22 protein-coding genes are annotated in these 23,994 nt (G+C 64.8%); 11 read left to right on the top strand and 11 right to left on the bottom strand.

From position 1 onward, the window contains the following. The first annotated feature begins 34 nt into the window (after positions 1-34). Together VSR72_RS37075 and VSR72_RS37070 are read left to right on the top strand one after the other, a co-directional pair. On the top strand, positions 35-283 hold the full coding sequence (locus tag VSR72_RS37075) for a prevent-host-death protein (RefSeq protein ID WP_342957190.1): 249 nt from the start codon (positions 35-37) through the stop codon (positions 281-283). Further along, positions 280-666: a type II toxin-antitoxin system VapC family toxin gene (locus VSR72_RS37070; protein WP_342957189.1), complete on the top strand. Its 387-nt coding sequence runs from the start codon at positions 280-282 to the stop codon at positions 664-666. The genes VSR72_RS37075 and VSR72_RS37070 overlap by 4 nt, the downstream gene beginning before the upstream one ends. Before the next feature lie 27 nt (positions 667-693). On the opposite strand, the gene VSR72_RS37065 is transcribed toward VSR72_RS37070, so the two are convergent. Together VSR72_RS37065 and VSR72_RS37060 are read right to left on the bottom strand one after the other, a co-directional pair. Then, positions 694-1,749: a VacJ family lipoprotein gene (locus tag VSR72_RS37065; protein ID WP_342957188.1), complete on the bottom strand. Its 1,056-nt coding sequence runs from the start codon at positions 1,747-1,749 to the stop codon at positions 694-696. Then, positions 1,746-4,373, bottom strand: coding sequence for an MMPL family transporter (locus tag VSR72_RS37060; RefSeq protein ID WP_342957187.1), 2,628 nt, complete (start codon positions 4,371-4,373; stop codon positions 1,746-1,748). Before VSR72_RS37060 ends, VSR72_RS37065 begins: the two co-directional genes overlap by 4 nt. Positions 4,374-4,609: 236 nt before the next feature. On the opposite strand from VSR72_RS37060, the gene VSR72_RS37055 reads away from it, so the two are divergent. Beyond that, on the top strand, positions 4,610-5,218 hold the full coding sequence (locus VSR72_RS37055) for an ABC transporter substrate-binding protein (RefSeq protein WP_342957186.1): 609 nt from the start codon (positions 4,610-4,612) through the stop codon (positions 5,216-5,218). A gap of 67 nt (positions 5,219-5,285) precedes the next feature. Here the strand turns inward: VSR72_RS37055 and VSR72_RS37050 are convergent, their stop codons facing one another. Together VSR72_RS37050 and VSR72_RS37045 are read right to left on the bottom strand one after the other, a co-directional pair. Next, positions 5,286-5,927, bottom strand: coding sequence for a response regulator transcription factor (locus VSR72_RS37050; protein ID WP_342957235.1), 642 nt, complete (start codon positions 5,925-5,927; stop codon positions 5,286-5,288). Between the two features lie 26 nt (positions 5,928-5,953). Continuing rightward, on the bottom strand, positions 5,954-7,459 hold the full coding sequence (locus VSR72_RS37045; RefSeq protein ID WP_342957185.1) for a cache domain-containing protein: 1,506 nt from the start codon (positions 7,457-7,459) through the stop codon (positions 5,954-5,956). Positions 7,460-7,742: 283 nt separating this feature from the next. On the opposite strand from VSR72_RS37045, the gene VSR72_RS37040 reads away from it, so the two are divergent. Further along, complete coding sequence (locus tag VSR72_RS37040; protein WP_342957184.1) at positions 7,743-9,830, top strand: carbon starvation CstA family protein; 2,088 nt, start codon at positions 7,743-7,745, stop codon at positions 9,828-9,830. Positions 9,831-9,842: 12 nt separating this feature from the next. Beyond that, positions 9,843-10,049: a YbdD/YjiX family protein gene (locus VSR72_RS37035; RefSeq protein WP_233884010.1), complete on the top strand. Its 207-nt coding sequence runs from the start codon at positions 9,843-9,845 to the stop codon at positions 10,047-10,049. On the opposite strand, the gene VSR72_RS37030 is transcribed toward VSR72_RS37035, so the two are convergent. Further along, positions 10,019-10,339: a hypothetical protein gene (locus VSR72_RS37030; protein WP_342957183.1), complete on the bottom strand. Its 321-nt coding sequence runs from the start codon at positions 10,337-10,339 to the stop codon at positions 10,019-10,021. The genes VSR72_RS37035 and VSR72_RS37030 overlap by 31 nt on opposite strands. Between VSR72_RS37030 and VSR72_RS37025 the strand changes: the two genes are divergently transcribed. Next, the gene (locus tag VSR72_RS37025; protein WP_342957182.1) at positions 10,338-12,311 is read left to right on the top strand and encodes an SMP-30/gluconolactonase/LRE family protein; all 1,974 of its coding nucleotides are present in this window, start codon (positions 10,338-10,340) and stop codon (positions 12,309-12,311) included. The genes VSR72_RS37030 and VSR72_RS37025 overlap by 2 nt on opposite strands. A gap of 44 nt (positions 12,312-12,355) precedes the next feature. Here the strand turns inward: VSR72_RS37025 and VSR72_RS37020 are convergent, their stop codons facing one another. Then, a complete protein-coding gene (locus tag VSR72_RS37020; protein WP_342957181.1) occupies positions 12,356-13,276 on the bottom strand; it encodes a LysR family transcriptional regulator in 921 nt (306 codons plus the stop codon). A 149-nt stretch (positions 13,277-13,425) separates the two neighbouring features. On the opposite strand from VSR72_RS37020, the gene speB reads away from it, so the two are divergent. Both speB and VSR72_RS37010 read left to right on the top strand, forming a co-directional pair. Continuing rightward, positions 13,426-14,379, top strand: a complete 954-nt coding sequence (gene speB / locus VSR72_RS37015; RefSeq protein ID WP_342957180.1) for an agmatinase — start codon at positions 13,426-13,428, stop codon at positions 14,377-14,379. 58 nt (positions 14,380-14,437) lie between these two features. Beyond that, positions 14,438-15,955 carry a cytosine permease gene (locus VSR72_RS37010; protein WP_342957179.1) on the top strand — a complete coding sequence of 506 codons (1,518 nt, stop codon included), beginning with the start codon at positions 14,438-14,440 and terminating at the stop codon, positions 15,953-15,955. Between the two features lie 102 nt (positions 15,956-16,057). On the opposite strand, the gene hpnH is transcribed toward VSR72_RS37010, so the two are convergent. Further along, entirely contained in the window at positions 16,058-17,209 is a 1,152-nt protein-coding gene (gene hpnH / locus VSR72_RS37005) for an adenosyl-hopene transferase HpnH (protein ID WP_342957178.1), read from the bottom strand. 12 nt (positions 17,210-17,221) lie between these two features. Further along, positions 17,222-18,166 (bottom strand): 4-hydroxy-3-methylbut-2-enyl diphosphate reductase, encoded by a 945-nt coding sequence (gene ispH / locus VSR72_RS37000; protein WP_254353571.1) that lies wholly within the window; start codon positions 18,164-18,166, stop codon positions 17,222-17,224. A 422-nt stretch (positions 18,167-18,588) separates the two neighbouring features. On the opposite strand from ispH, the gene hpnC reads away from it, so the two are divergent. Together hpnC and VSR72_RS36990 are read left to right on the top strand one after the other, a co-directional pair. Next, positions 18,589-19,458, top strand: a complete 870-nt coding sequence (gene hpnC / locus VSR72_RS36995; protein ID WP_342957177.1) for a squalene synthase HpnC — start codon at positions 18,589-18,591, stop codon at positions 19,456-19,458. Next, entirely contained in the window at positions 19,455-20,633 is a 1,179-nt protein-coding gene (locus VSR72_RS36990) for a glycosyltransferase (protein WP_342957176.1), read from the top strand. The genes hpnC and VSR72_RS36990 overlap by 4 nt, the downstream gene beginning before the upstream one ends. A gap of 79 nt (positions 20,634-20,712) precedes the next feature. Here VSR72_RS36990 and VSR72_RS36985 read toward each other — a convergent pair whose 3' ends face one another. Then, on the bottom strand, positions 20,713-21,354 hold the full coding sequence (locus VSR72_RS36985; RefSeq protein WP_342957175.1) for a hypothetical protein: 642 nt from the start codon (positions 21,352-21,354) through the stop codon (positions 20,713-20,715). A 142-nt stretch (positions 21,355-21,496) separates the two neighbouring features. Next, entirely contained in the window at positions 21,497-22,519 is a 1,023-nt protein-coding gene (gene hpnA, locus VSR72_RS36980) for a hopanoid-associated sugar epimerase (RefSeq protein WP_342957174.1), read from the bottom strand. A 147-nt stretch (positions 22,520-22,666) separates the two neighbouring features. On the opposite strand from hpnA, the gene VSR72_RS36975 reads away from it, so the two are divergent. Then, positions 22,667-22,963, top strand: a complete 297-nt coding sequence (locus VSR72_RS36975) for an acylphosphatase (protein WP_254333165.1) — start codon at positions 22,667-22,669, stop codon at positions 22,961-22,963. Between the two features lie 66 nt (positions 22,964-23,029). Here VSR72_RS36975 and egtD read toward each other — a convergent pair whose 3' ends face one another. Beyond that, positions 23,030-23,947 (bottom strand): L-histidine N(alpha)-methyltransferase, encoded by a 918-nt coding sequence (egtD, locus tag VSR72_RS36970; protein ID WP_342957234.1) that lies wholly within the window; start codon positions 23,945-23,947, stop codon positions 23,030-23,032. Between the last annotated feature and the right edge of the window lie 47 nt (positions 23,948-23,994).

Here is a 23,994-nt window from a genome sequence, read left to right as displayed (position 1 = left end):
CAGACTAGACTAAGTTGAATCAACTGGAGGCACCATGCCTTACGTGAACATGCTGGAAGCCAAGTCGTCGCTCTCACGACTCGTCGAGGATGTCGAACTTGGACGGGAAAAAGAAATCATTATTGCCCGCGGCGGGCGGCCGGTCGCGCGGCTGGTGCCGCTCGCTCCGGAAACGCCAGTCGAGCGGCGCATCGGGGTCGCAAAGGGCGCGTTCGAGGTGCCCGATGATATCGATGCGCACAACGAAGAGGTCGCCGCGCTGTTTAACGGAGGCGGTGCGTGAACGTCCTGCTCGACACGCATATAGCGCTTTGGGCCATCGCAGATAGCCCAAAGCTGCCGGCCGCGGCGCGCGAACTGATTCTGGCGCCGACGAGCACGATCTACGTGAGTACCGCAAGCATCTGGGAAATCGGCATCAAGTATTCCCTGCAGCGCGGTGACATGCCACTGTCCGGAGAAGCGGCGCTGCACTACTTCAGGCAAGCAGGCTATCGCATTCTGCCAATCGAGGCCGAGCATGCTGTGGCGGTCGAATCGCTGCCGTTACACCACCAGGACCCGTTTGACCGGCTGCTCGTGGCGCAAGCCTTGACTGAACCCCTCAGGCTGATATCGCACGACCGGCAGGTTGCGCGATACAGCGATACCGTCGTTCTGGTCTAGCGTCCGAAAGCGCCTGACGGCGACCCTTCAAGGCGCCGACGCCGGCTTCGCCGGCGCAGCCGTCACACCAGAAGCCGGCACAGCAGCCGAAGCCGCAACAGGTGCCGACGCCGTAGCCGCTACGCCAGCCGTACCCGCCGCTGCCGCGGCGCCCGGACCCGCGCCAGCCGCGGCCGCACCCGTCGCCGCCGCGCTTCCCTCACCCGGATCGTCGTAATTCGGCAGACCATTGTTCGAAGCGCCAGGCGCGGCCGCGCCGCCCGAGCTGCCAGCGCCACCCGACTCGCCCGGATCCTCGTAATTCGGCGCCCCGTTCTCGTTCGGCTTGGCCCCGCCGCCGTCGCCACCCTCGTCGCCCGGCTCGCCGTAATTGGGCAGCGGTGCATTGTTGCCACTACGCCCGCCGCGAATCAGCGATTCGCGCTGCTGGCGGTACGCGTCGCGTACAAACGAATACGGGTCGAGCGCCGCCTGCTTGAGCAGGTCGGTCGCGCCGAGCAGGTCCGCGCGCGCGCTGATGAACTGCGCGAGATACATCGGGTTGCGCACCGCCGGCTCGAAGTAGTTGATGACGTTGAACTTCACGTCCACGGCCATGCCGATGCCGTCGCGCACCGAGCTCGGCCCGAACAGCGGCAGCACGAGGTACGGGCCGGCCGGCAAGCCGTAGTGGCCCATCGTGAGGCCGAAGTCCTGATGGTGTTTGGGCAGACCCGCCGCCGTCGCGAAGTCGATCAGCCCGCCCAGACCGAAGGTCGTGTTCATCGCGATACGCATGAGATCCTCGACGGCGTCGGTGATCTTCAGCTGCAGCAAGTTGTTTGCGAGGTTGTCGACGTCTCCGATGTTCGAGAAGAAGTTCGTGATCGCCTGGCGCAGCGGCTGCGGCGTCACTTTCTGGTAGCCCTTGGCGACGGGCTGTGCGACGTAGGTGTCGAGTTTGTCGTTGAACGTGAAAATCGCGCGATTCGCGGGCTCGAACGGATCGCCCGGCTTGCGGTCGGGGCCCGTAGCGCAACCCGACGTCACGAGGAGCGCCAGGCCCGCCGCCGCCATGGTGAGCGCGGCTTGATTCTTCTTCATTGGTCGATCCCCTGAATTTCCGATCTCGCGCGCTTTGCGCGCGGCTTGCCCATCAGCACCGGCTGAAATACCACGGCGCCAATCAGCGTACAAAACAACGACAGCGCGAGCAGTTTGCCCATGCTCGACGTGCCCGGATGATGCGATAGCCACAGGCTCCCGAACGCCGTGGCCGTGGTCGCGGCGGAAAAAAGCACCGCGTGTGTGAGGCTCGAATGCAGGAGGCCAGTCTGCCCCGCGCGCCAGGCCATTACGAAATAGATTTTGAACGCGACACCGACGCCGAGCATCAGGGGAAGCGCGATGATGTTCGCGAAATTTAGCTGAATTCCAAATATGACGCACAGTTCGAGCGTGACGAGCGCCGATACCAGCAGAGGAATGATCGTGCGCAGCACGTCGCCGAAATTGCGCAGCGTGATCCAGAGCAGCGCCGTGATGAGGAGCACCGACCAACCCGCTGCCTGGAAGAACGCGAGGATGATCACGTTCGCCGAATGCAGGATCGAAATCGGCCCGCCGATCGCGTTCGGCTCCGCCGCCTTCACCGCGTGCGCGAAGCGCGCGAGCATCACGTCGTCGTTGGAATCGACGCCCGGCGGCACGCGCGGTGCGATGTCCACGATCGCCTGGCCGGTCGGCGCCACCCAGTCGCGCGCCATCTCGGGCGGCAGGTTTTCACGCGTGATTTCCGAGGGCTGCAACAGACGCGCGAGCTGCGCGAAGGCGAGCTTGAGCGTGAGGCCGAACGCTTTTTCCGCGCGGTCACGCGTGTCCGGGCTCGCGCTTGCGAGCTTGTTGAGCGAGTCGGACAAATGCTTCGCCTCGGCCGCGCCGGGCCCCGGATGGTCGCTCGCGGCGAGCGAGAGCTGGTTGGCCGCGCGCTTGAGCGTCTGCACGCGCACCTCGTCGGTCACGGGCGCGGACGGCTGCTGCGTGAGCGCGGGCAGAAGCTGCTGTGCGGCGCTCGAGATCAGCATGAGCTTTTGCTGCTGATCGTCGGGAATGAGCGAGCTGAGCGTGGTTGCACGCGCCACTTCCGGCAGCTTCGAGAGCCGTGCCGCGATCTTGTCGGCTTCTTCGAGCGACGGCGCGAGCACGCTTACGTCGTTGATCGAGATGACGGGCGAGTTCTTGAGCGCGAGCAGCGTCGCCATCGATTCAGTATGCGGATCCTTCAAATGCAGCGGATTGAAGTCGAAGCGCAGATGCAGCAGCAAGGGCGTCGCGCCCACCACGATGATGAGCGTGGTGATCAGCACGGGCTTGCGATGCTCGGCGAGCCATTTGTCGACGGGCGCGAGGAACGCGAAGCCGGGCGACACACGCTCGCCCCTGGGGTTGAACACGCGGATGAGCGCGGGCAGCACGGTCATGTTGCAGACATACGCTACGAACATGCCCACGCCCGCGATCTGCCCGAGTTCCGAGAGGCCCTTGTAGGCCGTTGGCAGGAAGGAAAAGAAACTTTCGGCCACGGCGATCGCCGCGAGCGTGAGCGGCACGCCGATGGTGCGCGCGGTCTTGAGGAGCGCGGCGTCGAGCCGCTCGTCCTGAAAGCGCTCTTCGCGATACTTCACGCCGAACTGGACGCCGAAATCGACGCCTAGCCCCACGAACAGCACCATGAACGCGACCGAGAGCATGTTGAACGAGCCGATCATCATGAGGCCGAGCGCGGCCGTGATGACGAGGCCGATCACGAGCGTGATGAGCGTCGCGCCGATCAGCTTGCCCGAGCGCAGTGCGAGCCACAGGATGACGAGCACGACGATGATCGTGATCACGCCGTTGAGCGCGGCGCCATCCTGCACCGAGGCGAACTCGTCGTCGGCGAGCGGCTGTTCGCCCGTGAGGCGCACGCGCGCGCCGAATTCGGTGTCGAGATGAAGCGAGGCGGCGGTCGCGCGTATCGCCTCCGACGCGTTCGCACCCGCCTTGAGCGCGCCGAAGTTCAGCACTGGCTGAACGGTGATGAACGCGAAAGCGGGCTTCGTAGCCGAGTCCTTGTCGACGAGCGCGCGCCACGAGAATGCAGCGGGCTTGCCAGCCAGCACCTCGTCGACGACGTTGGCGGCGCTGCCAAGCAGGTTCGCCATCTGCGGCAATTTGATCTGCCCGATCGTAAGCGGCAACTGCAGCGTGGTCGTGAGTGTGCCGGCCAGACCCGCGAGGCTCGGGTCTTTCGCGAGCTGGTTCACGAGCGGGCGCGCCTGCACGAGCTGGCCCGTGGTCGAGAGCACGGTGGCCGTGGACGGAAAGAGCAGGCCGTTGTGCTGGAAGAACGGGCCGCCCGCGGGCTGCGAGACGGCGCTGAATTCGCGCGAGTCGGCTTTGAGCGCCTGGGCGAGCTTGTCGGCGGCGGCGTCGGCGAGTTCGGGCGCGTCGGCTTCGACCACCACGAGCAGCGAACTCGCGCGCTGCGGGAACGCTTTGTCCTTGGCCTCGCTCAACGCGGCCCACTCGGCCGTGTTCTCGACGAGACCGCTGACGTCGGTATTGATCTTGAAATGCTTCGCAACGTACACGCCGGAAAGCACGGCAAGCACGATCGCAAGTGTGATCACCCACGCCGCGCGGCGCACCGACCAGGCGACGAGGCTAATGATAAATGGCTTCAGCATACAGGCGAGGGGGCCCTGTCAATTAGGTTCTTTGACGCGAAACGCACAAGTATACCGGCCCCGCCCTTCCCGGCGCGGGTCATGCACATCGAGCTTAAGGCCGCGCCTCGGCAGCGTATGCGTCAAAGCCGTTATACTGGCTCGGCCGGGGGCGCGAACGCTGCGCGAGCGCACCAAACCGCACGCACTGAACCGCACTGTACCGGCGCTTGAATTTCACTGTTCCAGAAGAGCGTATGAAACGTTACCTGACCGCATTTTTCGTCGCCGCCTGTTTCACGGGCGTTTCGGGCGCCGCGTTCGCGCAGACCGCGCCAGATGCCACCGTCAAGGCCGCCGTGGAAGGCACCGTGAAGGCGATGCAGGCCGACCCGCAGGCACGCGGCGGCGACATGAACAAGATCACCCAGGTGGTCGAGACCCATTTCGTTCCCGCCACCGACTTCAAACGCACCACGCGAATCGCCGTTGGCAAACCCTGGGCGACGGCAACGCCCGAACAGCAGCAGAAGCTGTATGAGCAATTTCAACTCCTGCTCGTGAAGACGTACGCATCGTCGCTCTCGCAACTTCGCGATACGCAGGTGACCTTCAAGTTCGCACCCTCGAACACAGGGGCGGGCGCGAAAGACACCGTGGTGCAGTCACATGTGATCAGCAACGGCGGCGACGACGCCATCGACTATCGCCTCACGCAAACGCCTAACGGCTGGAAGATTTACGACATCAACATGATGGGCGCCTGGCTGATCCAGGTCTACCAGACGCAATTCGCCGACCAGATCGCCAAGGGCGGCATCGACGGGCTCATCAAGTTCCTCGTCGACCACAACGCACGCAGCTGATCGTCGATCGGTGGTTGCACACGCATTGTGCCTGCGCGGGCGCTCCGGGTAATCCGGAGCGCCCGTTTCACTTCCTGCGGTGCTCCACCGCGAACTTGATCAACTCAGCCTGGCCTTCGATCTCCAGCTTGCGCTTGAGATTGAGCCGGTGCGTTTCCACCGTGCGCACCGAGAGCCCCTCGCGCTGTGCGATCTGCTTGCTCGATAGCCCTTGTGCGAGCGCGTCGAGAATGTCCCGCTCGCGTGGCGTGAGCCGTTCCACAGGCGTGCTGCGCGCCGACGCCTGGATCATGCGCGCACTCAGCCCCGCGCTGAAATACGTGCGCCCGGCTAGCACGGCCTCGATCGCGCGGATGATCTCGGTCGCCGGCGAATCCTTGAGCACGTAACCGCTCGCGCCCGCGCGCACCGCCTCGGTCACGTATTCGACGTTGTCGTGCATCGACAGCATCAGCACGCGGATGCCCGGAAAGCGCTCGTGGAAGATGCCCGCGAGCGCGATGCCGTTCACGCCGGCCATGCCCACGTCCATCAGCACGAGATCGGGTTCGAGCGACGCCGCGAGCGCGATGGCCTCGTCGGCGTTGCCGGCTTCGCCTGCCACCTCGAAACCCGGCACGGCTTCGAGCCGCGCGCGCAAGCCGTCGCGAACGAGCGGATGGTCGTCGACGAGGACGAGGCGCGCGGGTCTGGCGCCTGGGCTGGTCAGTTCGTTCACGTTTGCATTCGTCATCGTCAAGTCGGCGTTCCGGATACGGTGTTGGTCTTTGGCGCAGCGTTGGGCGGCGTAGTGTGTGGCGCATTGGGAGGCACAGGCACCCACGCCGTTACGAGCGTATGACCTGGCTGCGAGGTGATATCGAGCCGGCCGCCCAGCGACTCCAGTCGCTCGCGCATGTTGCGCAGGCCCAGACCCGCACGCGGGTCGGCCAGCGCGTGCGCCACGTCGAAGCCGCGGCCGTTGTCGGCAATGCCGAGCGTCACGCCGTTCGCGGCGACCTCGAGCGTGAGCGCAGCGCGCGCCGCCTGCGCGTGCCGCACGATGTTGGTGAGCGCTTCCTGCGCAATGCGAAAGAGCACCGTGTTGACGGCGTCGGGCAGCGTGGCCGCTTGCGCCTTCCTGCTCGCCGCCTTCGGCGCGGTTTGCGTGAAGGCAATCTCGATGCCGGTTTGCTCGGCCAGTTCGCGCGTGAGTTGCTCCAGCGCGGCGGCGAGGCCCAGGTCGTCGAGCATCGAGGGGCGCAGTGCGTGCGAGATGCTGCGCACTTCGCGCAGCGTGTCGGAAAGGCGCGAGAGGCCGGTGGCGAGCGACGCTTCAGCGGCGGGCACGCGCGTTTCGCCGCGCTCGAAGCGCGCGAGCGCCGACTCCAGCAACAGCTTCACCGAAACGAGCATCTGGCTGATGCCGTCGTGCAGTTCGCGCGAGAGCCGCGCGCGCTCCTGCTCCTGCGATTCGACCACCTGCTGCGCGAGGCGCTTGAGTTTGGCGTCGGTGCTGCGGTGCTCGCTCACGTTGAGCACGAGCGCGCCGAGCGCGATCACGAGCACGCCCGCGAGTGCGATCACGCCGAGCCACTGGATGGTGTGCTCGATATTCGCGGAGGCGCGCTCGTCGATATGCGCGAGCGTCGAATCGACGTCGTCGAGGTAGATGCCGGTGCCGATCATCCAGCCCCAGCGCGGCAGCGGCACGACATAGCCGAGCTTCGGCGCGAGCTTGCCGGTGGACGGACGATGCCACATATAGCGCACGTAGCCGCCGCCGCGCTGGGCCGCGGCAATCAGTTGCTGGATCGTGAGCGCGCCTTGCGGGTCGCGCAGGTTCCAGAGATCCTGGCCGACTAGCGCAGGCTCGCGCGGATGCATGAGCGAGCGCCCGTGCATGTCGTAGACAAAGAAATAGCCGTCGGGGCCGAAGTCCATCTTCTGCAGCACGGCCAGCGCGGCTAGCTGGCGGTCGGCTTCGTTCTCGGGCGCTGGCAACGCGGCGCTGGCGTTTTCCTCCGGCGCATAGAGCGGCGCGATGGCACTCGTGGCCAGCTCCACGTAGTGGCGCAGCTCGATCTCCTTGCTCGACAGATAGGCGCTCTGCATGGTCGCGTGCTGCGTTTGCGCGAGTTGCGTGGCCTGCTGGCGCACGCCGATCCCAATGCCGGCAATGGCGGCAAGGAATGGCACGACCGCGAGCAGGAAGATTTTCGTCTTCAGGCGGCGGTCGGCGAAGAAAAATGGGGCGGGCATGACGGTGTTCGGAAGCTGAGTCTGCAAGGATAACCGGGCGCGCGACGGAGCCGGTAATTTACGCAGCGGGTACGACTGTCGTTGAGCACGCAACGAACTGTTGGTTTCCCTACGTAGTTCTACGTAGCGCACTTACGTAGTTGTCCGGTTGTGGCTGACGGTGCGAAAGCGAATACTACCGCCCACGACATGGCGCAATGCGTCATGCATGCGTCGGTATCAATCGGCGCGTCAGGGCCCGAACTCGATTCCGGGCACAAAAAAACCACAATGGAGACACCGCATGAGTCGGACATCCAGTTTTGTCGTCTGGACGTTGGTCGCGCTGCTTGGCGCGTTCGCGTTCGGCACCATCGCGCTCGCGCATGGCGAGCGAATCAGCGCGCTGTGGATCGTGATCTGCGCCGTGTGCGTTTATCTGATCGCGTATCGCTTCTATAGCCGCTTCATCGCGAGCACCGTCCTGCAACTGGACGGCCTGCGTATGACGCCGGCCGTGCGCCACAACGACGGGCTCGACTACGTGCCCACCAACAAGTTCGTGCTGTTCGGCCACCACTTCGCGGCGATCGCGGGCGCGGGCCCGCTCGTGGGCCCGGTGCTGGCCGCGCAGATGGGCTACATGCCCGGCATGCTCTGGATTCTCGCGGGCGTGGTGTTCGCGGGCGCCGTGCAGGACTTCGTGGTGCTGTTCCTCTCCACGCGCCGCGACGGCCGCTCGCTCGGCGACCTCGTGAAGATGGAACTGGGCCCAGTGCCCGGCGTAATCGCCCTCTTCGGCACCTTCCTCATCATGATCATCATTCTCGCGGTGCTCGCGCTGATCGTGGTGAAGGCGCTCACGAACTCGCCGTGGGGCACGTTCACGGTGGCCGCGACGATTCCCATTGCGATCTTCATGGGCCTCTATGTGCGCTACATCCGCCCGGGCAAGATCGGCGAGATCTCGATCATTGGCTTCGTGCTGCTGATGGCGTCCATCGCCTTCGGCCAGCACGTGCATGATTCACCCACCCTCGCCGCCTGGTTCACGTTCACGGGCACGCAACTCACGTGGATCCTGATCGGCTACGGCTTCGTCGCTTCGGTGCTGCCGGTGTGGCTGCTGCTCGCGCCGCGCGACTATCTCTCGACGTTCCTCAAGATCGGCACGATTCTCGCGCTCGCGATCGGCATTCTGATCGTCGCGCCGGAACTGAAGATGCCGGCCTTCACGAAGTTCATCGACGGCACGGGCCCGGTCTGGTCGGGCAACCTGTTCCCGTTCCTCTTCATCACGATCGCGTGCGGTTCGGTCTCGGGCTTCCATGCGCTGATCTCCTCGGGCACGACGCCCAAGCTGCTCGATAACGAAACCAACGCGCGCTTCATCGGTTATGGCGCGATGCTGATGGAATCGTTCGTGGCGATCATGGCGCTCGTGGCTGCATCGGTGATCGAGCCGGGCGTGTACTTCGCGATGAACGCCCCGCTCGCCGTGCTCGGCACGACGCCGGACGCCGTCGCGCAAACCGTGGGCCATTGGGGCTTCGTGCTCACGCCGGAAATGCTCACGCACACCGCGCAGGCCGTGGGTGAGACGACCATCGTCGCGCGCGCGGGCGGCGCACCGACGCTGGCCGTCGGCATGGCGCAGATCCTGCACCAGGTGGTGGGCGGCGAAGCGATGATGGCATTCTGGTATCACTTCGCCATCCTGTTCGAAGCGCTCTTCATCCTGACCGCTGTGGACGCGGGCACGCGTGCGGGCCGCTTCATGCTGCAAGATTTGCTCGGCACGTTCCATCCGTCGCTCAAGCGCACGGAATCGCTGCCGGCCAACCTGATCGCCACGGCGCTATGCGTGGCCGCGTGGGGCTACTTCCTCTATCAAGGCGTGGTCGATCCGCTCGGCGGCATCAACACGCTGTGGCCGCTCTTCGGCATCTCGAACCAGATGCTCGCCGGTATCGCGCTGATGCTCGCCACCGTCGTGCTCTTCAAGATGAAGCGCGAGAAGTTCGCATGGGTGACCGCGGTGCCCACGCTGTGGCTGCTCATCTGTACGCTCACGGCAGGCTGGCAGAAGATTTTCGACAACAACCCGAAGGTGAGCTTCGTCGCGCACGCGCAGAAGCTTTCGGCGGCGATTGCGGAAGGCAAGGTCGTCGCGCCCGCCAAGTCGATCGAGCAGATGCAGCGCATGGTCTTCAACGACTACGTGGATGCCGCGCTTTCGGGCCTGTTCATCTTCGTGGTGGTGAGCATCGTCGTGTATGGCCTGATCGCGATTGCGCGCGCACGCCGCATCGACCGCCCGACCGTGCAGGAAACGCCGTATCAGGCGATGCCGGCTGGCGGCGCGGCCGTCGTGACGAATCGCGTGCATTGAACGGAGCGCACCATGTTCTCGGGACTTCGCGACAACGTGCAAACGGCCGGGCGCTATCTCGGCCAGGCCATGCGTTTGATGGTCGGTTTGCCGGACTACGAGGGCTACGTCGCGCATATGCGCGCGACGCACCCCGACCGCCCGGTGATGACGTACGAGGAGTTTTTCCGCGAGCGGCAAAACGCCCGCTATGGAGCAGGCGCAGGGAAGTGCTGCTGACTCCCGCCTGAGCGGATACGCTCAGCAAAAGGCGCGATGGCGAAGGCCGTCGCGCCTTTTTTTACGCCTGTAATCAGCGCGGCTCGGGGTTCGATCAAAAAGCGCTCAATTCTCGCAGCGCGGCTGCCGTTAACTTTTACGAAGCTCCACACCAATTCGACGCATGACGCCGCGTGCGGCGGCGCGCACGGATTCGAATCGTCGGGAATCGGGCTGCGCGTTTGCCGCGTCGGCATCACTGCACCTTCAACACCTGCACCGTAAGGTGTACGAATCAAAGAATCTTTCATGATCTTGCATCGAATTGGCGCAGCGTTGTTTGCGGCTGCCCTTACCGCAACGGTTACGCCCGTTTGCGAAGCGCAATACACCACCGACTGGATTGCGAACACCTACGGCGCCAACGCGACGCACGTGGGCAACGTGGCCCGCTCGATGTGGGTCGCGCCCGAAGGCGTGATCTACACGTCGTCGATGTGGGACGAAAACGAAGGCGGCGTGGCGATCTACCAGAACGGCCAGAGCCTCGGCTCGATCGGCGGGCACGGCGACTTCCAGGGCGGGGCGATCACGGGCAATGCGACTTCGCTGTTCGTCGCGATGCAGTACAACGCCACGTATGGCAGCGGCAACGTCGGGCGGTACAACCGCACGAGCGGCGGGCGCGACCTGCTCATTGCCGTGAGCGCCGATACGACCGAAAAGCTCGCCGATGTGATCACCGGACTCGCGACCTCCGGCTCGCTGCTCTACGCCAGTGACTTCCCCGGCAACCGCGTGCGCGTGTACACCACGGATGGCGTCTGGCAACGCGATATCGGCATGGCGGGGCCGGGCGCGCTGACGCTCGACGCGAGCGGCAACCTCTGGGTCGCGCAGAAAAGCGCGGGCGCCGTGCTCGAATTCAGCGCCGGCGGTCAGCTCCTGAACACCATCCAACTCGCGTCTACGGCGCGCCCCTCGTCGCTGTACTTCGATTCGCAGACCTCACAGTTGATGATCGGCGACTCGGGTCCCGACATGAACATCAAGAACTACAGCGTCGCGGGCACGCCTTCCCAAACCGGCACGTTCGGTATTCAGGGCGGCTATCTCGAAACGACCACGGGCACCAAGGGGCAGGTGGGCGACAAGCGCTTCACGCGCGTGGTGGGCATCGGCAAGGATTCCGCGGGCACGCTGTACGTGCTGAACAATCCGTGGGGCGGTTCGTGGGACCTCGGCCGCAACGGCGGCACCGATCTGCAGGCATACGATGGCACCGGCACGCTGCGCTGGAAGCTCCAGTCGCTCAATTTCGAAGGCAATGCGGCGCCGGACCCGGGCACCGACGGCGCGCTGTTCTACGGCGGTATGAATGTCTATTCGGGCACGGCTGGCGGCACCTTCGTTGCCAACACCATCGACCCAATTACGTATCCCTCCGATCCGCGCATCAATCTCGCGGACATCGCGCGCGGCGAGCATTTCGCGCAGGTGGCGAGCGTGAGTGGCCACCGCATTCTCGTGGCCGCCGGTCAGAACCCCGATACGTTCTATTTCTTCCACTTCAACGCGGCAAGCGGCTATATCGCTATTCCCGACTACACGCTGCCTGGGTCGGCGTTCAATACGACAGCGCCGGTGCGTAACGGATTTTGCCTCGACAGCAAGGGCGACCTGTGGGTTGGACTCGACAAGACCAACGTCATTTCCCACTACCCGCTGACCGGCTTCGACACGACCGGCAAGCCGCTCTGGGGCGCGGCGCTCACCACGCCGATTCCCGCCACGATCTCGAGGCTCACGCGCATCGTCTATCTGCCGGAAAGCGACACGATGATCCTCACGGGAGAGGACGCCAGCATTACCGACTGGACCGCGGTCGGCACGCGCGTGGAGGTGTATCACGGCTGGCTCGCGGGCAATACGAGCGCGCCGAACCCGGTGATCACGCTCACGAGTGCGAATCCGAAATCGATTGCGGCCGCCGGAAACTACCTGTTCGTGGGCTACGTGCACACCGTGCCGAACATCGATGCCTTCAATCTCACCACGGGCGCAATCGACACGACGCTCATCAACAGCAATCCGAACGCGGTGTACGTGGGCAACGACGTGGACTCGATGTACGGCCTTCGCGCGTATCTGCGCTCGACTGGCGAGTATGTCGTGACGAAGGACAACTACAACGCCGCGAGCGCTGTGGTGTATCGCTGGACGCCGGCTGCGGCGGCCGCGACCACGGCGAATGCAACGGTATCGCCATTCAGCGCGAAGTGACGCATGAAGAGCGCGACAGGTATCGAGTCTGTCGCGCCGCGCTTTCATTGCGCATCGTCTTCTGCCTCGTGCAGATGCGCGTTCTTCAGGTCCTCCAGGAACGCTCGAACGATCGGGCTATGCCGATTGCGCTTTTGCGTGACCACATGAAACGTGACCTCGTAGCCGAGCTGCTTCGGATTGAGCGCGGCGAGCAAGCCACGCCGCACATGCGGCGCCGCAAACTGTTGAGGCAGGTAGCCGAGATGGTGGCCGGAAAGAATCAGTAACGAAACGGCCTCCATGTTGTCGGCCTGCGCGGTGACCTTGCTTTGGGTCGTCGAGTGCTGGGCCTCCGGCGTGGGATACGTGCGCCATACCCATTCGTATTCCGCGGCTTCCAGCGGGTCGATCTGCCCGGCGCGTTCGAACAGCGGATGCCCGCGTCCGCAATACGCGATCTGCCGCTCGATGAACAGCGGCGTGTATTCGAGCGTCGGCACGCGATGCCAGAAATAGCCCACCGCAATCTGGGTCTCGCCGTTGAGCAACTGCTCCTCCAGTTCGCCGGGCGACTTCACCGAAATCGAGAAACGCACCGCTTCGTCGCGTTGCCGAAACGTTGCGATCGCCTCGCTGATGCGCGCGTTCTGGCTGGTCGGCGTATGGCCGATCAGGCCGATGCTCAATGTCCCCACGAGCTTGCGGTCCAGGTGGCGCGCTTTGAGCGTGAACTCTTCGGCGGCGGCGAGCAGCGTGGTCGCCAGATCGTAGAGCCGCTCCCCTTTTTCCGTCAGCTTGAAGCCGCTGCGCCCGCGCTCGCAAAGCCGGTAGCCGAGCCTCGTTTCGAGCGTCGAGAGTTGGGCGCTGATCGTGGGCTGGCTCACGTTCAGCGTGGTCTGCGCGATGCTCACGCCGCCGGCGTCCGCCACGGCAACGAAGACGCGCAGCAGGCGCAAATCGAGATCGGTCAGGCTGCCGAGCATGGATTCTCCGGGGAAAACATCGATACATAGACTCGAATCTATGTGAACAACGACAGAATCGTTATTCATCTTTCGCTGATACGCGCTTACAACTGCGGCTATGGCCGTTTCGAATGATACGTCACGGTAAATGAAAGTGGAGATCCGTAATGTCTGACCAATACTTCCAGCCGCTCAGCGGCAATGCCATGCCCCGCTGCGGCGGGATCGCGACGATGATGCGTCTGCCGCAAGTCGAGGATGCGTCGAGCCTCGATGCCTGCTTCGTGGGCGTGCCGTTCGACCTCGGTACCTCGAACCGTACCGGCGCGCGCTTCGGCCCGCGCCAGGTGCGCGCGGAATCCGTGCTGCTGCGCCCGTACAACATGGCGACGCGCGCGGCGCCGTTCGATTCGCTGCGCGTGGCCGATATCGGCGACGTCGCGACGAATCCCTACAATCTCGCCGATTCGATCACGCGCATCGAAGCCGCCTACGACGCAATTCTCGAACACGACTGCCGCCCGATCTCGCTGGGCGGCGATCACACGATCACGCTGCCGATCCTGCGCGCGATCCATCGCAAGCATGGCCGCGTGGGCCTCATCCACGTGGACGCGCACGCCGACGTGAACGACACGATGTTCGGCGAGAAGATCGCGCACGGCACGCCGTTTCGCCGCGCTGTGGAGGAAGGGCTGCTCGATTGCGATCGCGTCGTGCAGATCGGTTTGCGCGGCACCGGCTACGAGGCCGAGGACTTCGACTGGTGCCGCCAGCAAGGCTTCAAGGTCGTGCAGGCCGAAGAATGCTGGAACCGTTCGCTCGCGCCGCTGATGGAAGAAGTGCGCGCGCGCGTGCAGGGCGGACCGGTCTACCTGAGCTTCGACATCGACGGCATCGATCCCGCCTATGCGCCGGGCACCGGCACGCCGGAGATCGCCGGGCTGACCGTGCCGCAGGCGCTCGAGATCATTCGCGGCTCGTGGGGGCTCGATATCGTCGGCGCGGACCTCGTGGAAGTGGCGCCGCCGTACGACCCGTTCGGCACCACGGCGCTGCTCGGCGCCAATCTCGCGTTCGAAATGCTCTGCGTGCTGCCGGGCGTGAAGCGCCGCGACTGAGCGGCCGTGCACCTGCGCCGCCGCGCGAACACACTACGAAAATCTGGAGACAAGCAGCATGAATGCCCACGAAAACGCCGGCCTCGCGGTCGAGACGGCCGGTCTCGAAATCGAGAGCCGCTCGATCGACTACATCCCCGAGCGCGAGCGTCACGCGAAGCTCAGCAGCCAAGGCCCGTTCTGGTTCCTCGGCAACTTCCACTTCTTCACCATCTCGATCGGCTTCGTCGGCCCGAGCATGGGCCTCTCCGCCGGCTGGACCACGCTGGGCGGCGCGCTCGGCATCATGTTCGGCACGATCTTCATGGCGTTCCACGGCTCGCAGGGCCCGGAGATGGGCTTGCCGCAGATGATCCAGTCGCGTGCGCAGTTCGGCTATCGCGGCGTCGCACTCGCGCTGCTCGCTACGCTCTTCGTGTTCGTGGGCTTCAACGTCGTGAACATCTCGTTGATCATGGACGGCTTGAAGAACGTGTTCGGTGTGAATCCCTCGGTGGTGGCGATCGTGGCGTCGCTCGCGGGCGGCGTGCTCGCGATCTACGGCCACGACCTCATGCACAAGGCGTTCAAGTGGGCGCTGATCGCGACGCTGCCGCTCTACGCGTTGGTCACGATTGCGCTTGCGTTCGGCGCAAGCAAGGGCGTTGCTGTTCCGGCCGTTCCTGCCGTGGCGTCAGGCGCGGGGGCGCACCTCGGCTTCAACTGGGTCGCATTCCTCACGCAGTTTGCCATCGGCGCGAGCTACAACATCTCGTATGCGCCCTATGTTTCGGACTACTCGCGCTATTTGCCGAAGCACACGAGCCGCGCGAAGCTGATTCCGGCCATCTTCCTCGGCGCCTCGCTTTCGGGGGCGTGGATGATCGGTCTCGGCGCGTGGCTCGCTCAGCAGCTGAAGGCATCGGATGCGCTCGTCGCGCTCAATCAGGTGGGCTCGTCGCTGTTTCCGGGCTGCGGCAGCCTGCTCGTCGTCGTATCCGTGGCGGGCTTTCTGCCGATCATCGCGCTCAATACCTACAGCGCGATGCTCACGCTGCTCACGGGCGTCGATTCGTTCCGCAAGATCAAGCCCACGCGCCGTGCGCGCATTGGCGCGGTGATGACGATCTGCGCGATGGTCATGGCGTGCACGCTGTCGATCAAGGGTAACGGCGTGGCGCTGCTCAACACGTTCCTCGTGCTGATGCTGTACTTCCTCGTGCCGTGGACCGCGGTGAATCTCGTCGATTATTTCTTCGTGCGCAAGGGGCGTTACGCGATCTCGCACTTCTTCACGCCCCATGGCATCTACGGCGCGTGGCAGGCGCGCGGGATTGCCGCGTATCTGATCGGCTTCGCCGCGATGGTGCCGTTCTTCGCCATCGTCGACAACGAATCGGGCAAGGAGATCTTTGTCGGCTACTTCGCACACCTGATGGATGGCATCGATCTCGCGTGGCTGGTTGGACTGATCGTGGCGGGCGCGAGCTACTACGTGCTGAGCCGCTCGCTCGATCTGCGCGCGGAAGAAAAGGTGATTCGCACCATCAAGGAAAGCGACATCGTCGCGATGGCGCGGCAGTCGGCAGGGCATTGAAGCGCGCGCGGCGCACCAGGCTGCGCCGCAAAAAGACAAAGGGCGCAACGGCATGACCGTTGCGCCCTTCTGGCGTTTCATCCGCCAGTGGCGGAAGGCGACTTAGCTAGCCGCGACCGTCACCGGCTTCTTCGTCTTGGCCGCGCTCTTGATTTCTTCGAGCTTGATCTCGACGTGACGCGAGAACACGTACTCAGCCGGACGCGCGCCTTCGAGCGGGATGTCCTTCGCGAACGCGCCCTTGGTGCGTGCGCCCGTAAGGGCAACGCGCGCGGCCTTCAGCGGATGCGCAACCGTGTCCATCACGGCCGTCGCCTCGAAGCCGCAGTGGACCATGCAGTCCGCGCACTTCTCATACTTGCCGGTGCCGTACTTGTCCCAGTCCGTCGTTTCCATCAGTTCCTTGAAGGTCTTCACGTAACCTTCGCCGACCAGATAGCAGGGCTTTTGCCAGCCGAACACCGTACGCGCCGGGTTGCCCCACGGCGTGCACTGGTAGGTCTGGTTGCCCGCGAGGAAGTCGAGGAACAGGCTCGACTGGCTGAACGACCAATTCTTGCCGTTGTTGCCGCGCTTGAAGATTTCGCGGAACAGGTTCTTCGTCTTGTCGCGGTTCAGGAAGTGCTGCTGGTCCGGCGCGCGCTCATAGGCATAGCCCGGCGACACCGTGATACCGTCGACGCCGATCTCGCCGACCGTGTCGAAGAACTTCGCCACGCGATCGGGCACGGCGTCGTTGAACAGCGTGCAGTTGATGTTCACACGGAAGCCGCGGCGCTTGGCTTCCTTGATGGCCGCGACGGCCTTGTCGTACACGCCTTCCTGCGAGACCGAGTGGTCGTGCGCTTCGCGGTCGCCGTCGAGGTGCACCGACCAGACGAAATACGGGTTCGGCTCGTAGTCGTCCATCTTCTTTTCCATGAGCAACGCGTTCGTGCAGAGATACACGAACTTCTTGCGCGCCATGATGCCCTTGACGATCTGCGGCATTTCCTTGTGCAGCAGCGGCTCGCCGCCTGCGATGGAAACGACCGGCGCGCCGCACTCATCGACGGCTTCGAGGCATTCCTGCAGCGACAGACGCTGGTTCAGGATGGGATCCGGATAGTCGATCTTGCCGCAGCCATTGCAGGCGAGATTGCAGCGGAACAGCGGCTCGAGCATGAGCGCGAGCGGGTAGCGCTTGTTGCCGCTGAAATGCTGGCGGAAGATGTACGAGCCAACGCGGACTTTTTGTAGCAGCGGAATAGACAAAGCGTGTCCTCCTTAAACTTCGCGCGCGACGAGCGGTTGCAAGAGCTTCGACGGCAGCTTGAATTCGACTTTTTCTTCACGGCCCGCCATCGTCGACACCTCGACAGGCCCCAACGCGCGCAGCGCGTCAATCACGTTCTCAACCATTTCTTCAGGCGCCGATGCGCCGGCCGTGATACCGACCGTTTGCACATTGGCGAACCACTCGGCCTTCACTTCCGAGCCGTCGGCGACGAGGTAGCTCGGCACACCGGTTTCGCTGCCGATTTCGCGCAGACGATTCGAGTTCGAGCTGTTCGTTGCGCCCACGACGAGCAGAACCTCCACCTGGTCAGACAGTTCGCGCACCGCGGCCTGGCGGTTCTGCGTTGCGTAGCAGATGTCACGCGTGTCCGGCCCGACGATGTCGGAGAACCGCGCGAGCAGCGCGTCGATGATGCCGCGCGTGTCGTCCACCGAAAGGGTGGTTTGCGTCACGTACGCGAGCGGTGCATCGAGCGGCAGATCGAGCTTCGAAACATCGGCTTCGCTCTGCACGAGCAGCACGGTGCCGGGAATCTGGCCGATCGTGCCTTCCACTTCAGGGTGACCGGCATGGCCGATCAGGATCAGCGTGCGGCCCGCCGCGACGTACTGACGGCCCTGCACGTGAACCTTCGTGACGAGCGGGCAGGTGGCGTCGAGCACGTCGAGGTCGCGTTCCTCGGCGGCGCGCTCCACGGTCTTGGCCACGCCGTGGGCACTGAAAATCGCCACGGCGCCTTCCGGCACTTCGTCGAGTTCTTCCACGAAACGCGCGCCCTTGTTGCGCAGGTTTTCGACCACATGACGGTTGTGGACGATTTCATGGCGCACGTAGACCGGCGCGCCGTGCTTCTGCAATGCGCGATCGACGATTTCGATAGCGCGGACAACCCCCGCGCAAAAGCCGCGGGGTTGGGCAAGGATCACTCGCATATTGGTGGCGAACTCCGACTGCCGCATGAGGCGAGCGAGTCGGTAAAAATGACCTGATCGCCGGCGGCTGTCTATTTATTAAGGATGCAAAAAATCCGCCAAAGGGTGACGGAGTAAAAACTAGACGCGCATTTTACCCCCTACGCCTTTCGTTTGCTGTGTGGAGCACTCGCGGGTGAGGCGTGCGCGCGACGGCGACGGCCGCGCAGCGTTCCATTTTTCCCGAAAAGCCTGCTGTGTGCTGCTTCCGCGGCATGCGATGCGGCCTGCGCAAAGCACGTCGCGCAGGCCGCCCGGGACGGCACCCGGAGCCGGCGACCTGGCGTTGCGCGGTGCAACATACCCCGGGAACCCTTAAAATATCGCGTCCTGCGGGTCGCCTGGATGGCGCCCGAGGATACGACCCCATTCTGGACGCCTTGATGGAACCCGACCACTACGACGATTTTCCGGTAGCGCGCGTATTGCTGCCGAAGGCGCTGCGCGTGCCTGTCGGCGTGATCTACCACGTCGCGCGCACGCTCGACGACATCGCGGACGAAGGTGACTGGAGCCCCGAGGAGCGCCACACGCGCCTCGCCGATTTTCGCGAAGGCCTGAACGCCGTGGCCGAAGGCCGCCCGGCGCGCGTGCACCCCATGCTGTTCGCGAAGCTCGCCGACGTCGTGCGCGAGTGCCGCCTGCCACTCGCGCCGTTTTACGATCTCGTCGCGGCGTTCGATCAGGATATCGACACGACGCGCTATGCCGACCGTTTCGAGCTGCTGGACTTCTGCCGGCGCTCGGCGAACCCGGTTGGCCACTTGATGCTCCACCTGATCCACGAAGCGACGCCTGAGAATCTCGCCGATTCCGATGCGATCTGCACCGCCTTGCAGCTCGTTACCTTCTTGCAGGACGTGAGCGCCGACTGGGCGCGCGGCCGCATTTACCTGCCGCTCGCCGACCGCGAGCGCTTTGGCGTAACCGAGGCGCAGATTGCCGCCGGTCGCGTGGACGACGCCTGGCGCGCGCTGATGGCGCACGAGGTGGCGCGCGCGCGGGCGCTGATGGTGAGCGGCGCGCCGCTGGCGCTGCGCGTGCCAGGGCGCTTCGGCCTCGAACTGTGCAGCGTCGTCCATGGCGCACTGCGCATGCTCGAAGTCATCGAGCGCGGCGGCTACGATGTGTTCCGCGCGCGGCCAGCGCTGCGCGCCCCCGACTGGGCCGTGGTGCTCCTGCGCACGGCGGCCATGTGGCTGTCGCGCCGCGTGGGCGTGCGCGCACCTTCGATCGAGAGTAACAACGCATGACTACGACCATTCTGTTTGCCGTCTCCTGTCTCTCGCTGCTGATCTGGCTCGTGCTGCTGTTCGGGCGCGGCGGTTTCTGGCGCGCGCGCCCGGCCGCGCCGCTGCCGCTTGTCGAGCCCGCGGCCGGCTGGCCCGCGGCGTGCGCCGTGGTGCCGGCGCGCAACGAGGCCGATGCGATCGGCGAGGCTGTCAGCTCGCTGCTCCAGCAGGACTACGGCGGCGAGTTTCACGTGATCGTGATCGACGACCACAGCACCGACGGCACCGCCGAAGCCGCCCGCGCGGCCGCGCTCGCGCTGCAATGCCCGGAAAAGCTCAGCGTGATTACGGCGAAGCCGCTGCCAGCGGGTTGGTCAGGCAAGGTGTGGGCGCAGTCGCAAGGCATCGAGGCGGTACGCACACTCAAACTGCCCGCCGACTACCTGCTGCTCACCGACGCCGACATCGGCCATCCGCCCGACGCGCTCGCGCAGCTCGTGGTGCGCGCGCAGGCCGAAGGCCGCGACCTCGTCTCGCTGATGGTGCGGCTGCGCTGCGATTCCTTCTGGGAAAAGGCGTTGATTCCGGCGTTCGTATTCTTCTTCGCGAAGCTCTACCCGTTCTCGTGGGTCAACAATCCGAAGAACCGTACGGCCGCTGCCGCTGGCGGCTGCATGCTGGTGCGCCGCCAGGCGCTCGAAGAGGCGGGCGGTATCGAATCGATCCGCGCCGAGCTGATCGACGACTGCAGCCTCGCGGCGCGCATCAAGCATCGCGGCGAGGGACATCATCCGATCCGGCTCGACGTTGCCGCGAAGAGCGTGTCGCTGCGTCCGTACGATTCGTGGAAGGACATCTGGAACATGATCGCCCGCACGGCGTTCACGCAGCTGCATTACTCGGCGTGGCAGCTCGCGGGCACGCTACTCGGCATGGCGATCATCTATCTCGCGCCGCCCGTGGTCGCGCTCGTGCTCGGGCCGAAGGGCTGGCCCGCGTGGATCGCCTGGGCGCTGATGTGCTGCGCGTACTCGCCGATGCTGGCCTACTACCGGCGCTCGCCCCTGTGGGCGCCGTTCCTGCCGCTCGTGGCGCTGTTCTACGTGGGCGCGACGTTCGCTTCGGCCTGGCGCTTCTGGCGCGGCAAGGGCGGGCAGTGGAAGGCGCGTGTGCAGGCGCCGGTGCAGGGACGTTGAGGCGCTCGTTGTCGGGAGCAGCCAATGAAAAAAGCCGTCGGTTTCGACGGCTTTTTCGTTTTGACGGTGTCCGAGCGCGTTATCGCTGCGTGAGCATCATGTACATCTGCGCGACGATGTCGGGCGTGAACGTGAACGGCACCCAGCCGTGGCCCGTATGTCGCAGCACCAGCAGGCGGTCGCCGTTGGATTGTTTCTGCACGGCCATCATCGGATTCTTCGTCGATGCGAAACGCCAGCCTTGCGGAATGCCGGGCGGCGGTTCGGGCTGCATCGAGGCGCGCGCGTTCGAGAGCTCCTCGATCATCTGGCCGACTTGCAGCGCATTGAGCGTCACCGTCTGGCCGCCGATCGTCAGCGTGATTTCGTTTTGCGACGGGCGCGCCACGTGCAATTCGGGCTGCGCATGCGCAGCGTTCGCCGCCTCGGCAGCAGGTTCGATGGCTTCGGCGGTTTCGGTCACGGATGCGTTTGCGGCTTCAACGGCTTCAACGGGTTCTGCGGCCGCGACGGCATCGGCAGTGTCCGCGGCCGTATCGACGGCAACGGTTTGCGGCGGCTCAGCGATGGCACGCTCCGCATCGCGCTGTGCAACGGGAGTGTCCTGCTGGGGAACTGCGGCGGCGCGTTCATCGGCGCGCGGTGCTTGCGCGGCGGCGGCGGCCTGAAGGAGCTGATCGACGCCCACTTCGAGCACGCCAATCTGGTCTTGAAGATTCATGCGAGCTTCTCAGGTAAGACCCGCGATTTTAACCGTAGCTCGCGCGCATTGCCCTTCAGGCGTTGTACGCATGTCGCAAGAAAAGTTGTAACAGTTTCCTCAGCGCCGCCTGGTTCGCGCTTTTTGGGCGCTTGTTTGGCGCTCATTTGACGTTCAGATACCCCGCCTCGCGGAACCACGCGAGCGCATCCTTCAAGCCCTCTTGATACGGCCGCGCGCGATAACCGAGCTCGCGCTCCGCCTTCGCCGACGTGAAATACATCTTGTTTTTCGACATCTTCAGCGCGTCGACGGTCACGAACGGCTCGCGCTTCGTAAAGCGCGCCACGGCTTCCGCGCCCATCGCGAGCGGATAAAGCGGCCAGCGCGGCAGCGCGATCGTGGGCGCCTTGCGGCCCACCATCCCGGCGATGTCGGCGAGCATCTGTTGCAGCGGCAGATTTTCGCCGCCGAGGATATAGCGCTCGCCAATGCGCCCGCGCTCCAGCGCGAGAAAGTGGCCGTTCGCCACGTCGTCCACGTGCGCGAGGTTCAGGCCCGTGTCGACGAAGGCGGGAATCTTGCCCGTGGCCGCTTCGACGATGATGCGGCCCGTGGGCGTGGGCTTCACGTCGCGCGGGCCGATCGGCGTGGACGGATTGACGATCACGGCAGGCAGGCCATCGCGCTCGATCATGCGCTCCACGGCGCGCTCGGAAAGCACCTTGCTGCGCTTGTACACGCCAATCGCCTGCTCGGGAGTGAGCGGCGAGGTTTCGTCGGCGGAGTTGCCCGAACTCGTGACCTTGAGCGTGGCCACGCTGCTTGTGTAGACGATGCGCTCCACGCCCGCGTCGAGCGCCGCGCGCATGGTGGCCTGGGCGCCTTCGAGATTGGCGCGCTCGATTTCGTGCGGATCGGGCGCCCACAGGCGGTAGTCGGCGGCCACGTGGAAGAGATAGCGCACACCGTCGAGTGCCTTTCGCATGGACGCGGCGTCGCGCATGTCACCGGTGACGATTTCGGCGTCGAGCGCTTCGAGGTTCTTGCGCGGGCTCGTCGCGCGCACCAGCAGACGCACGGCATAACCCTTTTCCTGCGCGATGCGGGCGACGGCCGAGCCGACGAAGCCGGACGCTCCGGTGATCAGGACGAGATCGCGGTTGGCTCGGGAGATGTCGGTCATTACAGGGTCGCTTCCATGTTCGGGTAACAGCGTCGGTATCGGCGCCGCGTGCGCGGCGTGGCACGGATTGTACGTGGCGCTGGCCCGGCGCGTGTGCGCGTTGGCGTCTACAATGCCGACCGTAAAGCATGCATGGAGAAGCGAACAATGAGCGAACCGGATCTGGATACGCGCCTCGAAACGTACTACGTGCGCGTGCGCGGGACGGTGCAGGGCGTGGGTTTTCGTCATGCGACGGTGCGTCAGGCGCACGCGCTGCGCATTCGCGGCTACGTCGCGAACATGGAGGACGGCTCGGTCGAAGCCGTGATCCAGGGCACGGCGAATCAGGTGGACCGCATGCTTTCGTGGCTGCGTCATGGGCCGCCGGCCGCGCGTGTCAGTTCGGTGGAAAGCGAGGAGCGCTTGAGCGAAAAACGTTACGAGCGCTTCGAGCAGCACTGACAACGCCCGATTAAAAAAAGCGGTGCGCCACTTTCAGGCGCACCGCTTTTTCGTTTCAGACACCGCTTACTTCACGGCAAGCAGGCTCTCCGCGAATCCCCAATCCTTCTCGACCCACTGACGCGTGCACTCGAAGCCCGCGTCGGCGGCGATCGCCGGGATTTCGTCGGCGTGGTACTTGTGGCTGCTCTCGGTCCAGATCGTCTCGCCCGCACCGATCTCCACAGTGAGATTCGCCGAGTGCACCTCGGCGTGCACGTCGCGCCTCGCCCGCAGATGCATCTCGATGCTGCGCACATCGGGATTGAAGCGCGCGACGTGCTCGAAGTCGTGCAGGTCGAAGTCGCCGTCCAGCTCGCGGTTGATGCGCGAAAGCAGGTTCAGGTTGAACGCGGCCGTGGCGCCGATGGCGTCGTCATAGGCGGCGATCAGCGTATCGACAGGTTTCACGAGGTCGGTGCCGAGCAGCAGCGTGTCGCCGGGACGCAGCATCGCGCGGATGTCACGCAGGAAGCGCGTGGCGGCAAGGCGCGCGAAGTTGCCAATCGTGCTGCCGAGAAAGAGCACGAGCAGTTGTTCACCCTCTTTGCGCTGGCGGCTCACTTCGGAAAGCCCCGCGAGATAGTCGCGCTCGTAGCCGACGATCGAAATGCGCTCGATATCGGCCAGCTCGCGCCGGCACAACTGCAGCGCGGTGCGGGAAATCTCGATCGGGCAGTACGACGTGGGACGCTTGCGGCACAGCGCTTCGAGAATGCGGCGCGTCTTGCGGCCGCTGCCGCTGCCGAGTTCGGCGACCTTCACGTCGGAGGGCAGCGCCTCGACGATCTCGGACGCGTAGCGCGTGAGCAGGCGCTCCTCGCTGCGCGTGACGCCGTATTCTGGCAGGACGGTAATGACCTCGAAGAGGGCCGAGCCGACTTCGTCATACAGATACTTCGACGGCAGTTCCTTTTGCGGCGAGCGCGTCAAACCCGCGCGCACTTCGGCGGCGAAGGCGCTGGCGGCGGGGGAAAGGGCGAATGCGCGGG

Source organism: Paraburkholderia sp. JHI869 (assembly GCF_038900775.1).
Classification (GTDB): domain Bacteria; phylum Pseudomonadota; class Gammaproteobacteria; order Burkholderiales; family Burkholderiaceae; genus Paraburkholderia.
Note: the sequence above shows the minus strand (reverse complement) of the source record. Positions and strands in the feature narration are given on the sequence as shown.

Coding starts and splice junctions, on each gene's coding strand:
- hpnC (WP_342957177.1), top strand. CDS start 18,589: ATGGAACCCGACCACTACGACGATTTTCCGGTAGCGCGCGTATTGCTG.
- VSR72_RS36975 (WP_254333165.1), top strand. CDS start 22,667: ATGAGCGAACCGGATCTGGATACGCGCCTCGAAACGTACTACGTGCGC.
- speB (WP_342957180.1), top strand. CDS start 13,426: ATGTCTGACCAATACTTCCAGCCGCTCAGCGGCAATGCCATGCCCCGC.
- VSR72_RS37040 (WP_342957184.1), top strand. CDS start 7,743: ATGAGTCGGACATCCAGTTTTGTCGTCTGGACGTTGGTCGCGCTGCTT.
- VSR72_RS36990 (WP_342957176.1), top strand. CDS start 19,455: ATGACTACGACCATTCTGTTTGCCGTCTCCTGTCTCTCGCTGCTGATC.
- VSR72_RS37065 (WP_342957188.1), bottom strand. CDS start 1,749: ATGAAGAAGAATCAAGCCGCGCTCACCATGGCGGCGGCGGGCCTGGCG.
- VSR72_RS36985 (WP_342957175.1), bottom strand. CDS start 21,354: ATGAATCTTCAAGACCAGATTGGCGTGCTCGAAGTGGGCGTCGATCAG.
- VSR72_RS37035 (WP_233884010.1), top strand. CDS start 9,843: ATGTTCTCGGGACTTCGCGACAACGTGCAAACGGCCGGGCGCTATCTC.
- VSR72_RS37075 (WP_342957190.1), top strand. CDS start 35: ATGCCTTACGTGAACATGCTGGAAGCCAAGTCGTCGCTCTCACGACTC.
- VSR72_RS37020 (WP_342957181.1), bottom strand. CDS start 13,276: ATGCTCGGCAGCCTGACCGATCTCGATTTGCGCCTGCTGCGCGTCTTC.
- VSR72_RS37025 (WP_342957182.1), top strand. CDS start 10,338: ATGATCTTGCATCGAATTGGCGCAGCGTTGTTTGCGGCTGCCCTTACC.
- VSR72_RS37045 (WP_342957185.1), bottom strand. CDS start 7,459: ATGCCCGCCCCATTTTTCTTCGCCGACCGCCGCCTGAAGACGAAAATC.
- VSR72_RS37060 (WP_342957187.1), bottom strand. CDS start 4,373: ATGCTGAAGCCATTTATCATTAGCCTCGTCGCCTGGTCGGTGCGCCGC.
- hpnA (WP_342957174.1), bottom strand. CDS start 22,519: ATGACCGACATCTCCCGAGCCAACCGCGATCTCGTCCTGATCACCGGA.
- ispH (WP_254353571.1), bottom strand. CDS start 18,166: ATGCGAGTGATCCTTGCCCAACCCCGCGGCTTTTGCGCGGGGGTTGTC.
- VSR72_RS37055 (WP_342957186.1), top strand. CDS start 4,610: ATGAAACGTTACCTGACCGCATTTTTCGTCGCCGCCTGTTTCACGGGC.
- VSR72_RS37010 (WP_342957179.1), top strand. CDS start 14,438: ATGAATGCCCACGAAAACGCCGGCCTCGCGGTCGAGACGGCCGGTCTC.
- VSR72_RS37030 (WP_342957183.1), bottom strand. CDS start 10,339: ATGAAAGATTCTTTGATTCGTACACCTTACGGTGCAGGTGTTGAAGGT.